Origin of the sequence: Streptomyces sp. MS06 (assembly GCF_047200655.1) — a bacterium.
In the GTDB taxonomy this organism is placed as follows: Bacteria; Actinomycetota; Actinomycetes; order Streptomycetales; family Streptomycetaceae; genus Streptomyces.
The window spans coordinates 52,101-66,318 of record NZ_JBJZOJ010000011.1 but is presented as its reverse complement, the minus strand read 5'-3'; the positions used below and the strand labels follow the sequence as shown (position 1 = coordinate 66,318).

General features: G+C 73.0%; 13 protein-coding genes and 1 pseudogene. 1 reads left to right on the top strand and 13 read right to left on the bottom strand.

The annotated features are described in order from the left end of the window. Positions 1-10: 10 nt before the first annotated feature. The 11 genes and pseudogenes from ACL02U_RS07895 to ACL02U_RS07845 all read right to left on the bottom strand — a co-directional run bounded on the left by ACL02U_RS07895 (position 11) and on the right by ACL02U_RS07845 (position 7,928). Positions 11-535 carry an NUDIX hydrolase gene (locus tag ACL02U_RS07895; protein ID WP_412789940.1) on the bottom strand — a complete coding sequence of 175 codons (525 nt, stop codon included), beginning with the start codon at positions 533-535 and terminating at the stop codon, positions 11-13. Next, positions 525-1,322 carry a signal peptidase I gene (gene lepB, locus ACL02U_RS07890; RefSeq protein WP_412789939.1) on the bottom strand — a complete coding sequence of 266 codons (798 nt, stop codon included), beginning with the start codon at positions 1,320-1,322 and terminating at the stop codon, positions 525-527. The genes ACL02U_RS07895 and lepB (ACL02U_RS07890) overlap by 11 nt, the downstream gene beginning before the upstream one ends. A 280-nt stretch (positions 1,323-1,602) precedes the next feature. Next, a complete protein-coding gene (gene lepB / locus ACL02U_RS07885) occupies positions 1,603-2,598 on the bottom strand; it encodes a signal peptidase I (RefSeq protein WP_412789938.1) in 996 nt (331 codons plus the stop codon). Continuing rightward, positions 2,510-3,580, bottom strand: a pseudogene (gene lepB, locus ACL02U_RS07880) (signal peptidase I); the annotation flags it as partial. The gene lepB (ACL02U_RS07885) and the pseudogene lepB (ACL02U_RS07880), both read right to left, overlap by 89 nt. Beyond that, on the bottom strand, positions 3,573-4,301 hold the full coding sequence (gene lepB / locus ACL02U_RS07875) for a signal peptidase I (protein ID WP_412789937.1): 729 nt from the start codon (positions 4,299-4,301) through the stop codon (positions 3,573-3,575). The gene lepB (ACL02U_RS07875) and the pseudogene lepB (ACL02U_RS07880), both read right to left, overlap by 8 nt. A 45-nt stretch (positions 4,302-4,346) precedes the next feature. Next, positions 4,347-4,697, bottom strand: a complete 351-nt coding sequence (gene rplS, locus ACL02U_RS07870) for a 50S ribosomal protein L19 (protein WP_412789936.1) — start codon at positions 4,695-4,697, stop codon at positions 4,347-4,349. A 131-nt stretch (positions 4,698-4,828) separates the two neighbouring features. Continuing rightward, positions 4,829-5,662 carry a tRNA (guanosine(37)-N1)-methyltransferase TrmD gene (gene trmD, locus ACL02U_RS07865; RefSeq protein ID WP_412789935.1) on the bottom strand — a complete coding sequence of 278 codons (834 nt, stop codon included), beginning with the start codon at positions 5,660-5,662 and terminating at the stop codon, positions 4,829-4,831. Beyond that, a complete protein-coding gene (gene rimM, locus ACL02U_RS07860) occupies positions 5,659-6,204 on the bottom strand; it encodes a ribosome maturation factor RimM (protein ID WP_412789934.1) in 546 nt (181 codons plus the stop codon). Before rimM ends, trmD begins: the two co-directional genes overlap by 4 nt. A gap of 117 nt (positions 6,205-6,321) precedes the next feature. Beyond that, a complete protein-coding gene (locus tag ACL02U_RS07855) occupies positions 6,322-6,561 on the bottom strand; it encodes an RNA-binding protein (protein WP_029385578.1) in 240 nt (79 codons plus the stop codon). A 2-nt stretch (positions 6,562-6,563) separates the two neighbouring features. Further along, positions 6,564-6,992 (bottom strand): 30S ribosomal protein S16, encoded by a 429-nt coding sequence (gene rpsP / locus ACL02U_RS07850; RefSeq protein WP_412789933.1) that lies wholly within the window; start codon positions 6,990-6,992, stop codon positions 6,564-6,566. Between the two features lie 336 nt (positions 6,993-7,328). Further along, the gene (locus tag ACL02U_RS07845; RefSeq protein WP_412789932.1) at positions 7,329-7,928 is read right to left on the bottom strand and encodes a hypothetical protein; all 600 of its coding nucleotides are present in this window, start codon (positions 7,926-7,928) and stop codon (positions 7,329-7,331) included. 862 nt (positions 7,929-8,790) lie between these two features. Here ACL02U_RS07845 and ACL02U_RS07840 point away from each other — a divergent pair. Next, positions 8,791-9,666 (top strand): SAM-dependent methyltransferase, encoded by an 876-nt coding sequence (locus ACL02U_RS07840; RefSeq protein WP_412789931.1) that lies wholly within the window; start codon positions 8,791-8,793, stop codon positions 9,664-9,666. A 75-nt stretch (positions 9,667-9,741) separates the two neighbouring features. On the opposite strand, the gene ffh is transcribed toward ACL02U_RS07840, so the two are convergent. Both ffh and ACL02U_RS07830 read right to left on the bottom strand, forming a co-directional pair. Further along, positions 9,742-11,292: a signal recognition particle protein gene (gene ffh / locus ACL02U_RS07835; RefSeq protein WP_412789930.1), complete on the bottom strand. Its 1,551-nt coding sequence runs from the start codon at positions 11,290-11,292 to the stop codon at positions 9,742-9,744. A 449-nt stretch (positions 11,293-11,741) separates the two neighbouring features. After that, the gene (locus ACL02U_RS07830) at positions 11,742-14,195 is read right to left on the bottom strand and encodes a [protein-PII] uridylyltransferase (RefSeq protein ID WP_412789929.1); all 2,454 of its coding nucleotides are present in this window, start codon (positions 14,193-14,195) and stop codon (positions 11,742-11,744) included. Positions 14,196-14,218: the final 23 nt, after the last annotated feature.

Below are 14,218 nucleotides of genomic sequence, written 5' to 3'. Positions count from 1 at the left end.
ACGTCCGCCGTCAGGCGATTTCCGTGTCCAGGGCCTCGGGCCTGGGCGGGGGACCCTCGTCGAGCAGCCTGCGCAGCAGCTCGGCGAGTCTGGTCGGATACACCGTCTCACGGGCCCGGGTCAGTTCCCGGCACGTCCACCAGCGCGCTCCGGCGACGCTGCGCCGCTCCAGTTCGGTCAGGGCCACGGCCCGGGTCTCGGTCTGGGTGGTGCGGGCCAGGTAGTACCACTCGTCCTGGTCCCAGCGGCGCCCCGCGAACGGGAAGGAGCATCTGCGCCGCCACAGCACCGGGCCGAGGGCGACGTCCGTGATGCCGGTCTCCTCGGCGAGTTCCCGCAGTGCCGCCTCCGCGCGGGTCTCGTCGCCCTCCAGACCACCGCCCGGCGTGAACCACCAGTCGTCGGCCGGATCGTCCGGCTCGTGGCCGTGCAGCAGCAGAATGCGGTCCTGCGGGTCCAGCAGGACCACCCTGGCCACCTTGCGCAAGGCGCCGCCCGGCGGCTCCTCCGGGACGTCGGAGGCCTCAGCAGGCACCGTCGGCCCCCGCCCGGGTCCCGTCGGCCCCCGGGCGGGTCCGGCGGCGCACAGCGCCCACCCGCTTGGCGACCGGGCCGTACGCCCCGCCTGCGAGTACGAGCACCGCGCCGGCGGCGATCAGCGCGACCATGGTGCGCAGCGGACCCGGCTCGGACAGCGGGCCGAGGGCCCGGAAGCCGGTGGGGCGGGGAAGCATTCCGTCCATCGGCCAGACCACGGCGTCGACGCGGGCGGTGACGGCGCCGACCGCGACGGTGCCGCGGGCCGCGTCGGTGAGGTGGGCGGTGGAGTCGAGCGACCCGTGCCGCTCGTCGCCGAGGAGGAACAGCCGGCCCTTCGGGACCTTGACGGTGGGGATGCCGGAGACCTCGGCCGCCGCTCCCCGGGGAAGGTACGGTTCGTCGATCTCCTTGCCGTTGACGGTGAGCTTCCCGTCCGTGCAGCAGGACACGGTGTCGCCGCCGACGGCGACGACCCGCTTGACCACGGGGGCGTTGCTCACCCAGCTCTTGTCGGTGAACACGACGACGTCGCCGCGGTGGATGTCACCGCTGCCGATCCGCTGCGCCAGCACCCGGTCACCGACGCCGATCGTCGGTGTCATCGAGCCGGTGGGCACGGTGTAGGGCCGGTAGACGACCGCTCCCCACACGAATCCGCCCAGGAACAGCACCATGCCCAGCGCGACGGCCAGGCCGGACACCCGCTGTCCGAGTCTTCCGCCCGCCGGGACGCTGCCCGTGCCGCCGCGCGGGGCCGTACGTGTCGTGCTCTCGCCACCCATGGGTCCGCACCCTACCCGCCGGTACCCGGACCGGTCAGCCCCTCCGCCGGCGGCCGGACCGCGGCGCCGGCGGACATGTGCGCGGCCCGCGGAGGACGGCGCCGGCCAGCCCGAGGCGGTCCGCAGGACCCGGCGCGACTTCGGGGTTCGGGGAGGCCGCAGGAGTGCGGTGGTCCGCGGGGCCCGGCGCTGGTCCGCGGAACCCGGCCGGTCCGCTGGTCCGCGGAACTCAGTGGTCCGCTGGTCCGCGGTACTCAGCGGGTCCGCTGGTCCGCGGAACTCAGCGGGTCCGCTGGACCGTGCTGCGGCGGCGCCACCACAGCGCCACCGGCACCGTCCCGACGAGGGCCAGGCTGTTCGGCGCCACCGTCAGGGCCGCAGACGACGCTGCGGAGTGGTCGCCGATGCCGGGCTGGTCGTAGGTGTCCGGAACCGGCAGGGTGCCCCAGCGGTTGATCGGCCAGGCCCGCACGACCGCGCGGCCGACGACCGCGTCCACCGGGACGAAGCCGTGGTTCTTGTCGTTCTGGTTGTACCGCGAGTCACGCGAGTTCTGCCGGTGGTCGCCCATGACCCAGATGTAGCCCTGGGGGACGTGGACCGTGAACTGCCCCTCCTCGTCGGTGCTGCACGGGGTGTTGCCCGGGTAGACGTACGGCTCGTCGAGGGCCTTGCCGTTGACCTTCATCGGCCCGGTCCCCTGGCACGAGATGGTGTCACCGCCGACGCCGATGACGCGCTTGATCAGGTCCTTCTCGTTCGCGGACGGCATCAGGCCCACCCAGCTGAGGACCGTCTGCAGGGCGTTCGGCTTCGGCGTCGGCTCGCCGGCCAGCCAGTTGTCCGGATCGTGGAAGACGACCACCTCGCCACGCTCGGGCTCGGAGCCGAACCAGGGGGTGAGCTTGTCGACCAGGACGCGGTCGCCGATCTGCAGGGTGTTCTCCATCGACCCCGAGGGGATCGAGAACGCCTGCAGCAGGAACGTCTTGATCAGCAGGGCCAGGACCAGGGCGATCCCGATCAGGATCGGCAGCTCCTTCCAGAAGGAGCGGGGCCTGGCCGGTACGGCGGGCTCGTCCGGGCCGCCGTCCGGGGCGTCCGGGGCGTGGTCAGCCGTCGGGCCGTCGTCGGCTCCGGCGGAGCCGTCCCCGTGGGCTCCGGGGTCCTGGGGGCTCACCGGACCGTCCTCGGGCGACGCGGCCGGCTCCGCGGAGTGCCCGCGGTGCTCCTCGCCGTCGTGTCCGGACCGTGCGCCAACCGCCACATCCCCCACGCCAACTCCTCACTTCGTACTGCCGCCGCCTGCCCCGTGCACGACGAAGGCCCACCAATCCCATAACGAGCGGGAGTTCCGCAGGGCTCGGGAGCTGGACCGATCCGTTCAGTTCGTCGGGTGCAACCCTATGCGACGGCGGGGCCGCCGCGGCCGACCCGGCCGCCGCGCCGGAGACGGCGGCATAGGTGCCCGGCTCGTGCAGCGCGGTCCAGTGGCCGAACGGCCAGGCGATCACCATGGCCCGCCCGACCACCTCGTCCTCGGAGACGGTACCCCCGTAGTCCATGTCCTGGTGGGCGCGGGAGTCGGCGGAGTTCGAGCGGTGGTCGCCCATCACCCAGATCCGCCCCGGCGGGACGGTGACGTCGAACGGCTGCAGCGAGGGCACATCGGCGGGGTAGAGATAGTCCTCGTTCAGGGGAACGCCGTTGACGGTGATTCGCCCTTGCGGGTCACAGCACTTGACATGGTCGCCGCCGACCCCGACGACCCGCTTGATGAGGTCCTTCTCGTTGTCGGACGGCAGCAGGCCGATGAAGGCCAGCGCTTCCTTGACCTGCTTGATGACGACGGGATCGTTCTTCGTCGTGTTGGTCTGCTCGTCCTGGAGCCAGCCGCCGGGGTCCTTGAACACCACGACGTCCCCCCGTTCGGGCTCGGAGCCGAACCAGGGGGTGAACTTGTCGACCAGGACCCGGTCGCCGATGCGGATCGTCTGCTCCATGGAGCCGGACGGGATCACGAACGCCTGGACGAGGAAGGTCTTCAACACCAGCGCGATCAGCACCGCCACCCCGGCCAGCAGGGGTATCTCCCTGACCGCGCCGCGCCGCCGCCTGCGCTTGACCTTGCGCTGCAGCTTGCGACGCTCCGCCCGGGAGCGGCCGCCCGACGGGCGGGAGACGCGCCGGACGCCGGTGGGCAGGAGGTCCTCCGCGGGGCCGGCGGACCCGCCGCGGGGCTTTCCGCGGCTACCCACGGGCGCCGCCCGCCGCCCCGGGAGCCGCCTGCACGGCGGGCACGCGCGCGTACGCGGCGGGCCGGTGCAGGCGGGCGGCATGGCCGGGGGGCCACACGATCCAGTCGGCCCGGCCGATGACGCGGCCGACCGGGATCATCCCGCCGCCGGGCGAGCCGAGGTGGTCGCGCGAGTCGCTGGAGACGCCGCGGTGGTCGCCGAGGACGAACAGGGTGCCGTCGGGCACGGCCACGTCGAACGGCACCTCGGACGGGACGTCCCCGGGGTACAGGAAAGCCGACTCGTCGACGGCACGGCCGTTCACCCGGATCCTCCCCTTCTCGTCGCAGCAGACCACGTGGTCTCCCCCCACACCCACCACTCGCTTGACGTAGTCGCCGGCCCCGAAATACCCGGCGCCGTCGAACACGATCACGTCCCCGCGCTGCGGCCCGGCACCGAAACGGTACGCCACCTTGTTTACGAGCACGCGGTCCCCGATCCTCAAACCCGGCCGCATCGAGCCGGAGGGAATCTGGAACGGCTGGGCCGCGAAGAGGCTGAGGAGCGGCACGGAGACCAGGCAGACCAGCAGGGTCACGGTGATCCGCCCGCCCGGAAGCCACCGCACGGTCCGGCGCGCGGTCCGCCCCGCCAACGCGAAACGCGACCGTTCCCCCGGACCCGCTGTCCGCGGGCCGGAGGAGCGGTCGCGCTCCGTGGGCTGTGCTTCGGTGTCCATCGGGGCCAGATGCTATCCGGCCCCGCTGTGCACCGGGAAAGGCGCTCAGTTCTCGCGCTTCTCCTTGATCTTCGCCGCCTTGCCGCGCAGGTCGCGCAGGTAGTACAGCTTGGCGCGCCGCACGTCACCCTTGGTGACGAGCTCGATCTTCTCCACGATCGGGGTGTGCACCGGGAAGGTGCGCTCGACGCCGACGGAGAAGGAGACCTTGCGGACCGTGAAGGTCTCGCGCACGCCGGAACCCTGGCGACGGATCACCACGCCCTTGAACTGCTGCACACGGGAGCGGTTGCCCTCGATGACGCGGACGTGGACGTTGACGGTGTCACCCGGGCGGAAGGCCGGGACGTCGCTGCGGAGCGACGTGGCGTCGACGGAGTCGAGCAGGTGCGACATGTCGTCTGCTTTCTTCGCTGATGCCACAGGTCATCAGCGGCACTAGATGTTTCGGTGAGGCGCTGCCGGTCGGAGCGCACGTCGTGTCCCCCTGTGGCAGGGGCGCACGCCGGACGGCGGACAGCAGCGGCCTATTCTTCCACGGCGTCGGCCCGGCGCCAAAATCGGCCGTACGGCTCCCCCTGCGGATCCGGTTCCCAGCCGAGGACGGACAGCATCTCGCGGTCCTTCCGGTCGAAGGACGCCGGCTCGCAGCGCTCGATGAGGTCGGGCCGGTGGGCGGTGGTGCGCCGCAGGGCCTCGTCGCGCCGCCAGCGGCCGATCCTCCCGTGGTGGCCGCTGAGCAGCACGTCCGGGATGGAGCGGCCGCGCCACTGCGGCGGCTTGGTGTAGACGGGGCCTTCCAGCAGGTTGGCCATGGCACCGGGGGCGAAGGAGTCGTCGCGGTGGGACTCGGCGTTGCCGAGGACGCCGGGCAGCAGTCGGGCGACGGCCTCGGTGACGACGAGGACCGCCGCTTCGCCGCCGGCCAGGACGTAGTCGCCGATGGACACCTCGTGGACCGGCATCCGCGTCGCGTACTCGTCCACGACGCGCCGGTCGATGCCCTCGTAGCGGGCCGGGGTGAACAGGAGCCAGGGCCGCGCGGAGAGTTCCACGGCGAGTTCCTGGGTGAAGGGGCGCCCGCTCGGGGTGGGAACGATCAGCGCGGGCTCGTGCGAGCCGGTCTCGTAGCCGTCGGCGAGTACCGCGTCGAGGGCCTCGCCCCAGGGCTCGGTCTTCATGACCATGCCGGGGCCGCCGCCGTAGGGGGTGTCGTCGACGGTGTGGTGGCGGTCGTGCGTCCAGTCGCGCAGATCGTGCACCTGCACGTCGAGCTGCCCGCGTGCGCGGGCCTTGCCGACCAGGGAGACGTTCAGGGGTTCCAGGTACTCGGGGAAGATCGTGACGACGTCGAGCCTCATGCGCTGTCGTCCCGGGAGGAGGCGATCTCGGCCCGGTCGTCGATCAGGCCCGGCGGTGGGGCGATGACGGCGCGCTGCTCGGCCAGGTCGATGTCGGTGACGATCTCCGCGACGAACGGGACCAGCACTTCGGTGCCGTCCGGGCGCGCGACGACGAAAAGGTCCTGGGAGGGCAGGTGGGAGATCTCGGCGATCCGGCCGATCTCGGTGCCGTCCTCGGTGACCACGTCCAGGTCGATCAGCTGGTGGTCGTAGTACTCGTCCTCCTCCTCCGGCAGTTCGTCCGGGTCGACCTCGGCGATCAGGAGGGTGTTGCGCAGGGCCTCGGCACCGCCGCGGTCGGTGACGCCCTCGAAGCGGAGCAGGAGGCGGCCGCTGTGGACCCGGCCGGTGGCGATGGTGAGCGGTCCCGCCGAGGCGGGGTCCGTGAGCAGGACGGCGCCGGGTGCGAGCCGGAGTTCCGGCTCGTCGGTGCGGACCTCCACGGTGACTTCGCCCTTGATGCCGTGGGCGCGGCCGATCCGGGCGACTACGAGCTGCACTTTTCGAAGATCTCCTGTGGTCGGGGCCCCCGTACCGGAGGACCGGCACGGACAACGACTACGGGCCGGGGACGGCCCAGCGGCCTTCCCCGGCCCGAGCCGGTGCTGTGTTCGGCGTCAGCGGACGTTGTCCACGTCGACGAGGTCGACGCGGACGCCGCGACCGCCGATGGCACCCACGACGGTGCGCAGGGCGCGCGCGGTGCGGCCGTTGCGGCCGATCACCTTGCCGAGGTCGTCGGGGTGGACCCGGACCTCCAGCACGCGCCCGCGACGCAGGTTGCGCGAAGCGACCTGCACATCGTCGGGGTTGTCGACGATACCCTTCACGAGGTGCTCGAGAGCCTCCTCGAGCATGCTCAGGCCTCGGTCGACTCAGCCGAGGAGGACTCGGCCGCGGCCTCGTCCCTCTTCTCGGCCTTCTTCTTCTGGGTGATCGCCTCACCCTTGCCCTCGTCGTCGCCGCCGAGGGCTTCGAAGGACGGACGCGCCGACTTCTCGGCCGGCTGCAGCAGCGGAGCCGGGGCGGGCTCGCCCTTGAACTTCTGCCAGTCGCCGGTCTTCTTGAGGATGGCCAGCACGGGCTCGGTCGGCTGGGCGCCGACGGAGAGCCAGTACGCCACGCGCTCGCTGTCGACCTCCATCACCGACGGGTTGTACGTCGGGTGGTACTTGCCGATCTCCTCGATGGCCCGGCCGTCACGGCGGGTCCGGGAGTCGGCGACGACGATGCGGTAGTGAGGCGAACGGATCTTGCCCAGACGCTTCAGCTTGATCTTGACTGCCACGGGAGTGGACTCTCCTGGATTTGACGTGGTGGGGCACGGCGGTTGTGCCGCGTGGGGTTGCGGTACCCGAGTGCCCGATGGACGCGTCAGCCGGAGGAGAGAGGGGTCCTGTGCGGCTGTCGAGTACAGCTGCCCATTCTGCCACACGCTCTGTTGTGCCGTGACCGGAGGGTTTCGGTATCCGGGCACGGCGAAGGGGCACCCGGCGCCGGGGCGGACCGCGCCGGGTGCGCGACCCGGGGGCACGGGGGAGTGCCTCACCGGCCCCTTTCGGGACCGGTGAGGCGACCCCCGCGTCGGAGCGCACCCCGGCACCCACGAGATGCCGGGTGAGCCTCAGCTCGCCGCGCCCACGACCTCCGGGATCCGGAACGGCTTCCCGCAGCCGCCGCAGACGATCGGCGCCTGTGCCAGGACCGACGGGACGACCCGGACGTTGCGTCCGCAGTCGCAGACCGCCTTGACCCGGACGCCGCCGCCGGAGGATCCGTGCCGGGCCGCCGGCCCGCGGAAGGCCTGGGTGGCCTCCGAGGAGGTGGCCGCGGTGTGGGCCCGCAGCGCGCGCTGCAGTCGCTCGTTGGTCTCGCGATAGCGCCGCTTGGCCTCGGGACTGAGCGTGACCAGCGAGAAGCCGCTGCTGGGATGCGGCTCCTCGGGATGGTCCAGGCCCAGCTCCTCGGCGATCGCGAGGAATCTGCGGTTGTGGTAGCGGCCGGCCCGCGAGGTGTCGCGGATGCCGCGCGAGGCGGCGATCCCGTGGACGGCCTCATGGAGCAGGCGCTCGAAGGAGAGTTCGTGGCCGCAGGCGGACGAGGACTCTCCGATCAGGGACTCAGGCGCGGCGAGGTCGGGCAGCTCGGGGTGGTACCGCTGGATGTCGGCCCACGCCTGCGCCAGCTCAGCGGCGAGAACAGGTGGTGTCTGTGTCGTGCTCACGTAAGGACAACGAGCCGGAGTGCCCCTGTGTTCCGATTCCGGGGCATCCCAAATAATTTGCACGTACCCGTCAGTTGCCGCTGATGCGTGTGGACGCGGGCGGGTGCGCTGATCTGCGGAAAAGCCTCACAGCTCGTACCAAGGCGGTAAGTAGGCTGATATGCGAGCCGGCGCGTGGGCCAGGTCGTCGGGCGGGACGGGACCGGTCCCGCGATACGCAAGGGGCGTTTCGGCCGCTCTCCCGCGACGGCGCCGTTGTACCCCTCAGCGTCAGCGACTCCGGGGACGTTACCCGGTGCGTCCTGGGGCTCCGGCGACGAATCGCCGCGGACGGGCGGGCCCCGCTCCGGCCGCGGACGGAACGCGGGACTCCGCGACCGGGCGGCCGAGCCCGACCGCCGTGGCCGGAACCCACCGGAACCCCGCCCGGCGGCCACCCGGGCGCACCGACCCCGCACTCTTCCGGCGCACCCGCTCCCGGGGCCCCACGGCCCCGTACTCCCGGCGCGCTCCCACAGCCCCGAGGCCACCCCCGATCCCGCCGCACTCCCGCACCGCCGCCCGGCCCTGCCGCCCGGCCCGGCGCCCGGGCCCTGCCGCGGGTCACGCCGCCTCGTCCCCCGCCGGTTCCCGGAGCCGGCGGAGGATCCCCCGCATCCGTCACGGCGGGGCTGCCGGGCGGAAGACGTTGCGGGCAGGTGAAATCTCGCCGCCCTCCCCGCCGACCGGCAAGCCGGTGCCGCTTTCCACTGGACGCCCGCCCGGAGGCGGAGTTACCTGGCATACGGGGGCATGCTCGCGCACTGCACGGGGGGCGGACTCAGCACAGCGGTTAACTCTCGGCGGATTGGGGCGCTTACCTATGACACCTACGCTCGTGCGGCAGAACCTCCCTCACGCGGGCCCGGTGCCCCGCGTGGATCTGTGTGCCCGCGCGCGTGACTGGTCCGAGATCCAGGAACGGATGCTCGTTCCGCTCTACGAGGCCGTCTACGAGCGACTGGACGTCGGTCCGGGCACCCGCCTGCTGGGCCTGGGCTGCGGATCGGGGCTGGCCCTGCTGATGGCGGCCACCCGGGGCGCGGAGGTCACCGGCCTGGAGTGCCACTCCCCCGAACGGCTCGCCCTCGCCCGGGAGCGGCTGCTGCCGCAGGGCGGGGAGGCGGCGGACGGGACGGACGCCCGGCTCGTGGACGCACCCCCCGATCAGCTCACGCGGCGGACGCCGGCGGCCGAGGGCACGCCTCGCGGATTCGACCTGGTGACCGCGTTCGAGCCGATCGGCTGCCTGGCGGGCGACTCCGAGGGACTGGAGGACCTGCTCGCCGGGGCGGTGCCGCTCGCCGAGCGCGGGGCTGCGGTCGTGCTGGCCGCCTGGGGGCCGCCGGAGCGGTGCGCCACCTCGTCCGTGCTGCGGGTGGCGGCCCGGCTGGCCGATCCGCTGCGCAGCTCGGGCAGCTGGCGTCCCGCGCTCCGCGACGACCTGGAGCAGGTCGCCCAGCGCTCCGGGCTGCTGCCGGACGGCTCCGGACGGGTGTCGTGCCCGTTCGGCTACGCGGACCCCGGCAGCGCGGTACGCGGGCTGCTGTCCACGGGGGTGTTCGACGCGGCGATAGCCGCCACGGACCAGGCGCAGGTGGAGAAGGAACTCACCGAGGCCCTGCACCCGCACCGCCGCCGGGACGGCACGGTGTGGATGCCGAACGTCTTCCGCTATCTGATAGCCCGTACTCCCTGACCTCCGCACGCGGCGAGGGCGCCCCTCGGGGTGAGAGGCGCCCTCGGCGACGACGGTGCGCGGGCCGGCGGTATCTCAGCCCATGAACTTCTTGAACTCGTCCGGCAGCTCGAAGTCCTGACCGCCCTGCTGCGGCAGCCCGAGGGCGTTGCCGCCGCCCGCGGCGGCCGCGCGCCGGGCCGCCTCCTCCTGCTCCTGCTGCTTGCGCTTCATCGGGTTGCCGGAGCGCTGCTTGCCCTTGGCCTTCTTCGGCTGCTTCTTCTGCCGGCCGGGTCCGCCACCCATGCCGGGCATCCCTGGCATGCCGGGCATGCCGCCGCCCTGGGCCATGCGCGACATCATCTTGCGCGCCTCGAAGAACCGCTCGACGAGGTTCTTCACCGCGCTGACGTCGACGCCGGAACCGCGTGCGATACGGGCGCGGCGCGAGCCGTTGATGATCGTCGGGTCCTGGCGCTCCCCCGGGGTCATCGACTTGATGATCGCGGCGGTGCGGTCGACGTCACGCTCGTCGAGATTGTTGATCTGGTCCTTGACCTGGCCCATGCCAGGGAGCATGCCGAGCAGCTTGCTGATGCTGCCCATCTTCCTGACCTGCTCCATCTGGGACAGGAAGTCGTCCAGGGTGAAGTCCTGGCCCTTCTTCGACGCCAGCTTCGAGGCCATCTTCTGGGCCTCTTCCTGGCTGAACGTCTTCTCCGCCTGCTCGATCAGGGTGAGCAGGTCGCCCATGTCGAGGATGCGGGAGGCCATCCGGTCGGGGTGGAAGGCGTCGAAGTCGTCGAGCTTCTCACCGTTCGACGCGAACATGATCGGCTTGCCGGTGATCTGGCGGATCGACAGTGCCGCACCGCCGCGGGCGTCGCCGTCGAGCTTGGAGAGCACCACGCCGTCGAAGCCGACGCCGTCGCGGAAGGCCTCGGCGGTGTTGACGGCGTCCTGGCCGATCATCGCGTCGACGACGAACAGGATCTCGTCCGGGCTGATCGCGTCCCGGATGTCGGCCGCCTGCTGCATGAGCTCCTGGTCGATGCCGAGCCGGCCGGCGGTGTCCACGATCACGATGTCGTGGACCTTCGACCGGGCGTGTTCGACGGAGTCCTTGGCGACCTTGACCGGGTCGCCGACGCCGTTGCCGGGCTCCGGCGCGTACACGGCGACACCGGCGCGCTCGGCGACGACGCTGAGCTGGTTGACCGCGTTGGGCCGCTGCAGGTCGCAGGCGACCAGCAGCGGGGAGTGGCCCTGGCCCTTGAGCCAGGTGCCGAGCTTTCCGGCGAGGGTGGTCTTGCCCGCACCCTGGAGACCGGCCAGCATGATCACGGTCGGCGGCTGCTTGGCGAAGCGCAGGCGGCGGGTCTCGCCGCCGAGGATCTGGACCAGCTCATCGTTGACGATCTTGATGAACTGCTGGGCCGGGTTGAGGGCCTTGGAGATCTCGGCCCCGAGCGCCCTTTCCTTGACGTTCTTGATGAACGTGCGGACGACGGGCAGGGCGACGTCCGCTTCGAGGAGCGCGATGCGGATCTCGCGCGCCGTGGCGTCGATGTCCGCCTCGGACAACCTGCCCTTGCCGCGGAGGTTTTTGAAAGTCGCGCTGAGGCGGTCGGAGAGGGTATCGAACACGGTGGCGTCGGTCCTCGGAGTCGGGGTCGTTTTGGGCTGCCCTCCAGGGTATCCGGCCCCGCGGGCAAACCGCCCCCGCGCGGTGCGGTACTCCGGCGGGGACGGTGCTCCGCGCGGTTCCGGCGGCCTCGGCACAGGGCATCCCGACCGCACGGCCCCGCAGAATCGCCCCGGTCGTCCGTCCCACCCCCGGGAACCCGCCGGATCGCCCCGGCGCATCCCGACCCTCGGAGGCCCGCAGATCGCCCCCGGCGCATCCCGACCCCCGGAGGCCCGCAGGATCGCTCCCGCGCATCCCGACCCCCTCGGAGGCCCGCAGATCGCCCCCGGCGCATCCCGACCCCCTCGGAGGCCCGCAGGATCGCCCGGGCGCATCCCGACCGCGCACGCCCGCCGAACCCACCCACCCGGGGTATCCCGGCCGCGGAGGCCGCCGGGTCGGGTCACCGTCACCCCCGCAGCGTCTCCTCCAGCTTGCGTGCCACGGCCGAGGCCTCCTCCGCGGGCAGCGGTGCACGCTGATCCCCGGTGACGTAGAAGGCGTCGACGGCGTTGGCGCCCAGGGTCGACGCGTGCGCGCTGCGCACCCGCACCCGCGCGTCCTCCAGCGCCCGGCCGATCCGGAACAGCAGCCCCGGAGCGTCCTGGGCCCGCACCTCGATCACCGTGGCGTGGTGCGAGGCAGCGGGTGCCACCGTCACCCGGGCAGCGGGCGCCACCCAGCCCCTGCGGCGCGGATAGGCCGCGTCCCGCTCGGCCAGCCGTCCGGCGATGTCCAGGGTGCCGTCCAGCGCCCGGACGAGGTCCGCACGCAGTCGCGCCGCCTGCGGCAGGGAGCCGTACTCCGCGGCGACCCGCCAGTCCAGCAGGAGCACCGAGCCGTCGACGCCGTCGGGCAGGTCGAGGGAGCGCAGTTCGGCGGTGCGCACGGTCAGCCGGTGCATGGCGAGGACACCGGCGACGGCGGGCAGGACCCCGGGCTGGTCGGGGACGGCGATGAGGAGCTCCACACCGAGCGGCTCCGGTGCGTCGGCCGGGTCCTGCGCGGTGGGCGGCTCGGCCTGGGCGCGCAGCGCGAGAACCGGCCCGCCGGTGGCGACCGCCTCCAGCGCGAGCCGCTCCTGCTCCGCGGTGACCACCGCGGTCTCCGGCTCGTCGGGGGTGTCGCCGGCGAGGACGGCCGACACCCTGCGCACCAGGTCGGCGACGAGGGACCCGCGCCAGGAGGACCAGGCGGCGGGGCCGGTGGCCAGGGCGTCGGCCTCGGTCAGCGCGTGCAGCAGGCGGAGGGTGCTCTGGGTACCGACCGCGTCGGCGACCAGGCGGACGGTGGCCGGGTCGTCCAGGTCGCGCCGGGTCGCGGTCTCGACGAGCAGCAGGTGGTGGCGTACGAGGGCGGCGAGGACGGCCGCGTCCGCGTCGTCGAAGCCGATGCGGACCGCCACGTCCTTGGCGATGATCTCGCCGGCGACGGAGTGGTCGCCGGGCCAGCCCTTGCCGATGTCGTGCAGCAGGGCGGCGACCAGTAGCAGGTCGGGGCGGCTGACCCGGCGGGTGAAGTCGGACGCGGAGACCGCCGTCTCGATGAGGTGTCGGTCGACGGTCCAGACGTGGACGGCGTTGCGCTGCGGGCGGCACCGCACCCGTTCCCAGTCCGGCAGCAGGCGGGTGATCAGGCCCTCGGCCTCCAGCGCCTCCCACACCTCTACCGTCGGGCGGCCGGACCCGAGCAGGGTGACGAGCTGTTCGCGGGCCTCGGCCGGCCAGGGCGTGGGCAGGGGGCGCGCGGTGGCCGCCAGGCGCCGTACGGCGTGCAGTGAGAGCGGCAGCCCGGCCTGGGCGGCGGCCGCCGCGGCGCGCAGCGGCAGGACGGGGTCGCGTTCGGGCCGGGCGGCGCGGGCGAGGACCACCTCGCCGTCCTGCTCGACCACGCCCTCGGCCAGCGGGGACCGCTCGGCGGCGGCGCTGCCGCCGACCGCCCTACCGGCCAGTCTGCGCAGCCGGGGACGTACGGCGCGCGAGCGCAGGACGCGCCCCACCTCGCGCCAGGTGACGTCGCTGGCGTAGGAGATCACCCGCGCGGACTCGTAGACCTCGCGCAGCAGGGTGTCGGCGTCCAGCAGGCCCAGTTCGGCCGCCACCTGGTCCTGTTCCTGGAGGGCGAGGCGGTCGGTGGCGCGGCCGGTGGTCAGGTGGAGGGCGTCGCGGACGTCGAGGAGGCGGCGGCGCGCGTCGGTGAGTCCCTCGCGGGGGGCGTCCGCGAGCCAGGAGGCGGCTACCGCGCGCAGGGCGGTGGCGTCGCGCAGACCGCCGCGCGCCTCTTTCAGGTCCGGTTCGAGCAGGTACTGCAGCTCGCCCTGGCGTTCTGCGCGGTCGCTGCACAGTTCGCGCAGTTCGGGCAGGCGTTTGGGGGCCTGGTTGCGCCAGTCGGCGAGGACGGTGGAGCGCAGTTGGGCGGTCAGCTGGGGGTCGCCCGCGAGGTGACGGGCGTCCAGCAGGCCGAGCTGGACCTTCAGGTCCTCGCCGGCCGTTCTGCGGGCCTCCGCGGGGGTGCGCACGGAGTGGTCGAGGGCGAGGCCGAGGTCCCAGACGGGGTACCAGAGGCGGTCGGCCAGGGCGGCCACCGCTTTGGGGTCGCTGCCGTCGTGCAGCAGCAGCAGGTCGAGGTCGCTGCGTGGGGAGAGCTCGCCGCGCCCGTACCCGCCGACGGCGACGAGGGAGGCCCCGCTCGGGGCGTCGGCGCCGCCGAAGAGGCCGGCGAGCCACTGGTCGGTCAGTTCGGACAGGGCCGCGCGGCGCGGCGGCCCGGACTGCTCCCCCCCGGTGAGGAGGTGCAGCCGGGCCGCCGCGTAGCCGCCGGGTCGGGAGTCCTCTGCTTCTTCGCGCACATCCGTACTCGTCACCCGGCGACTCCTGTTCTCTTGCC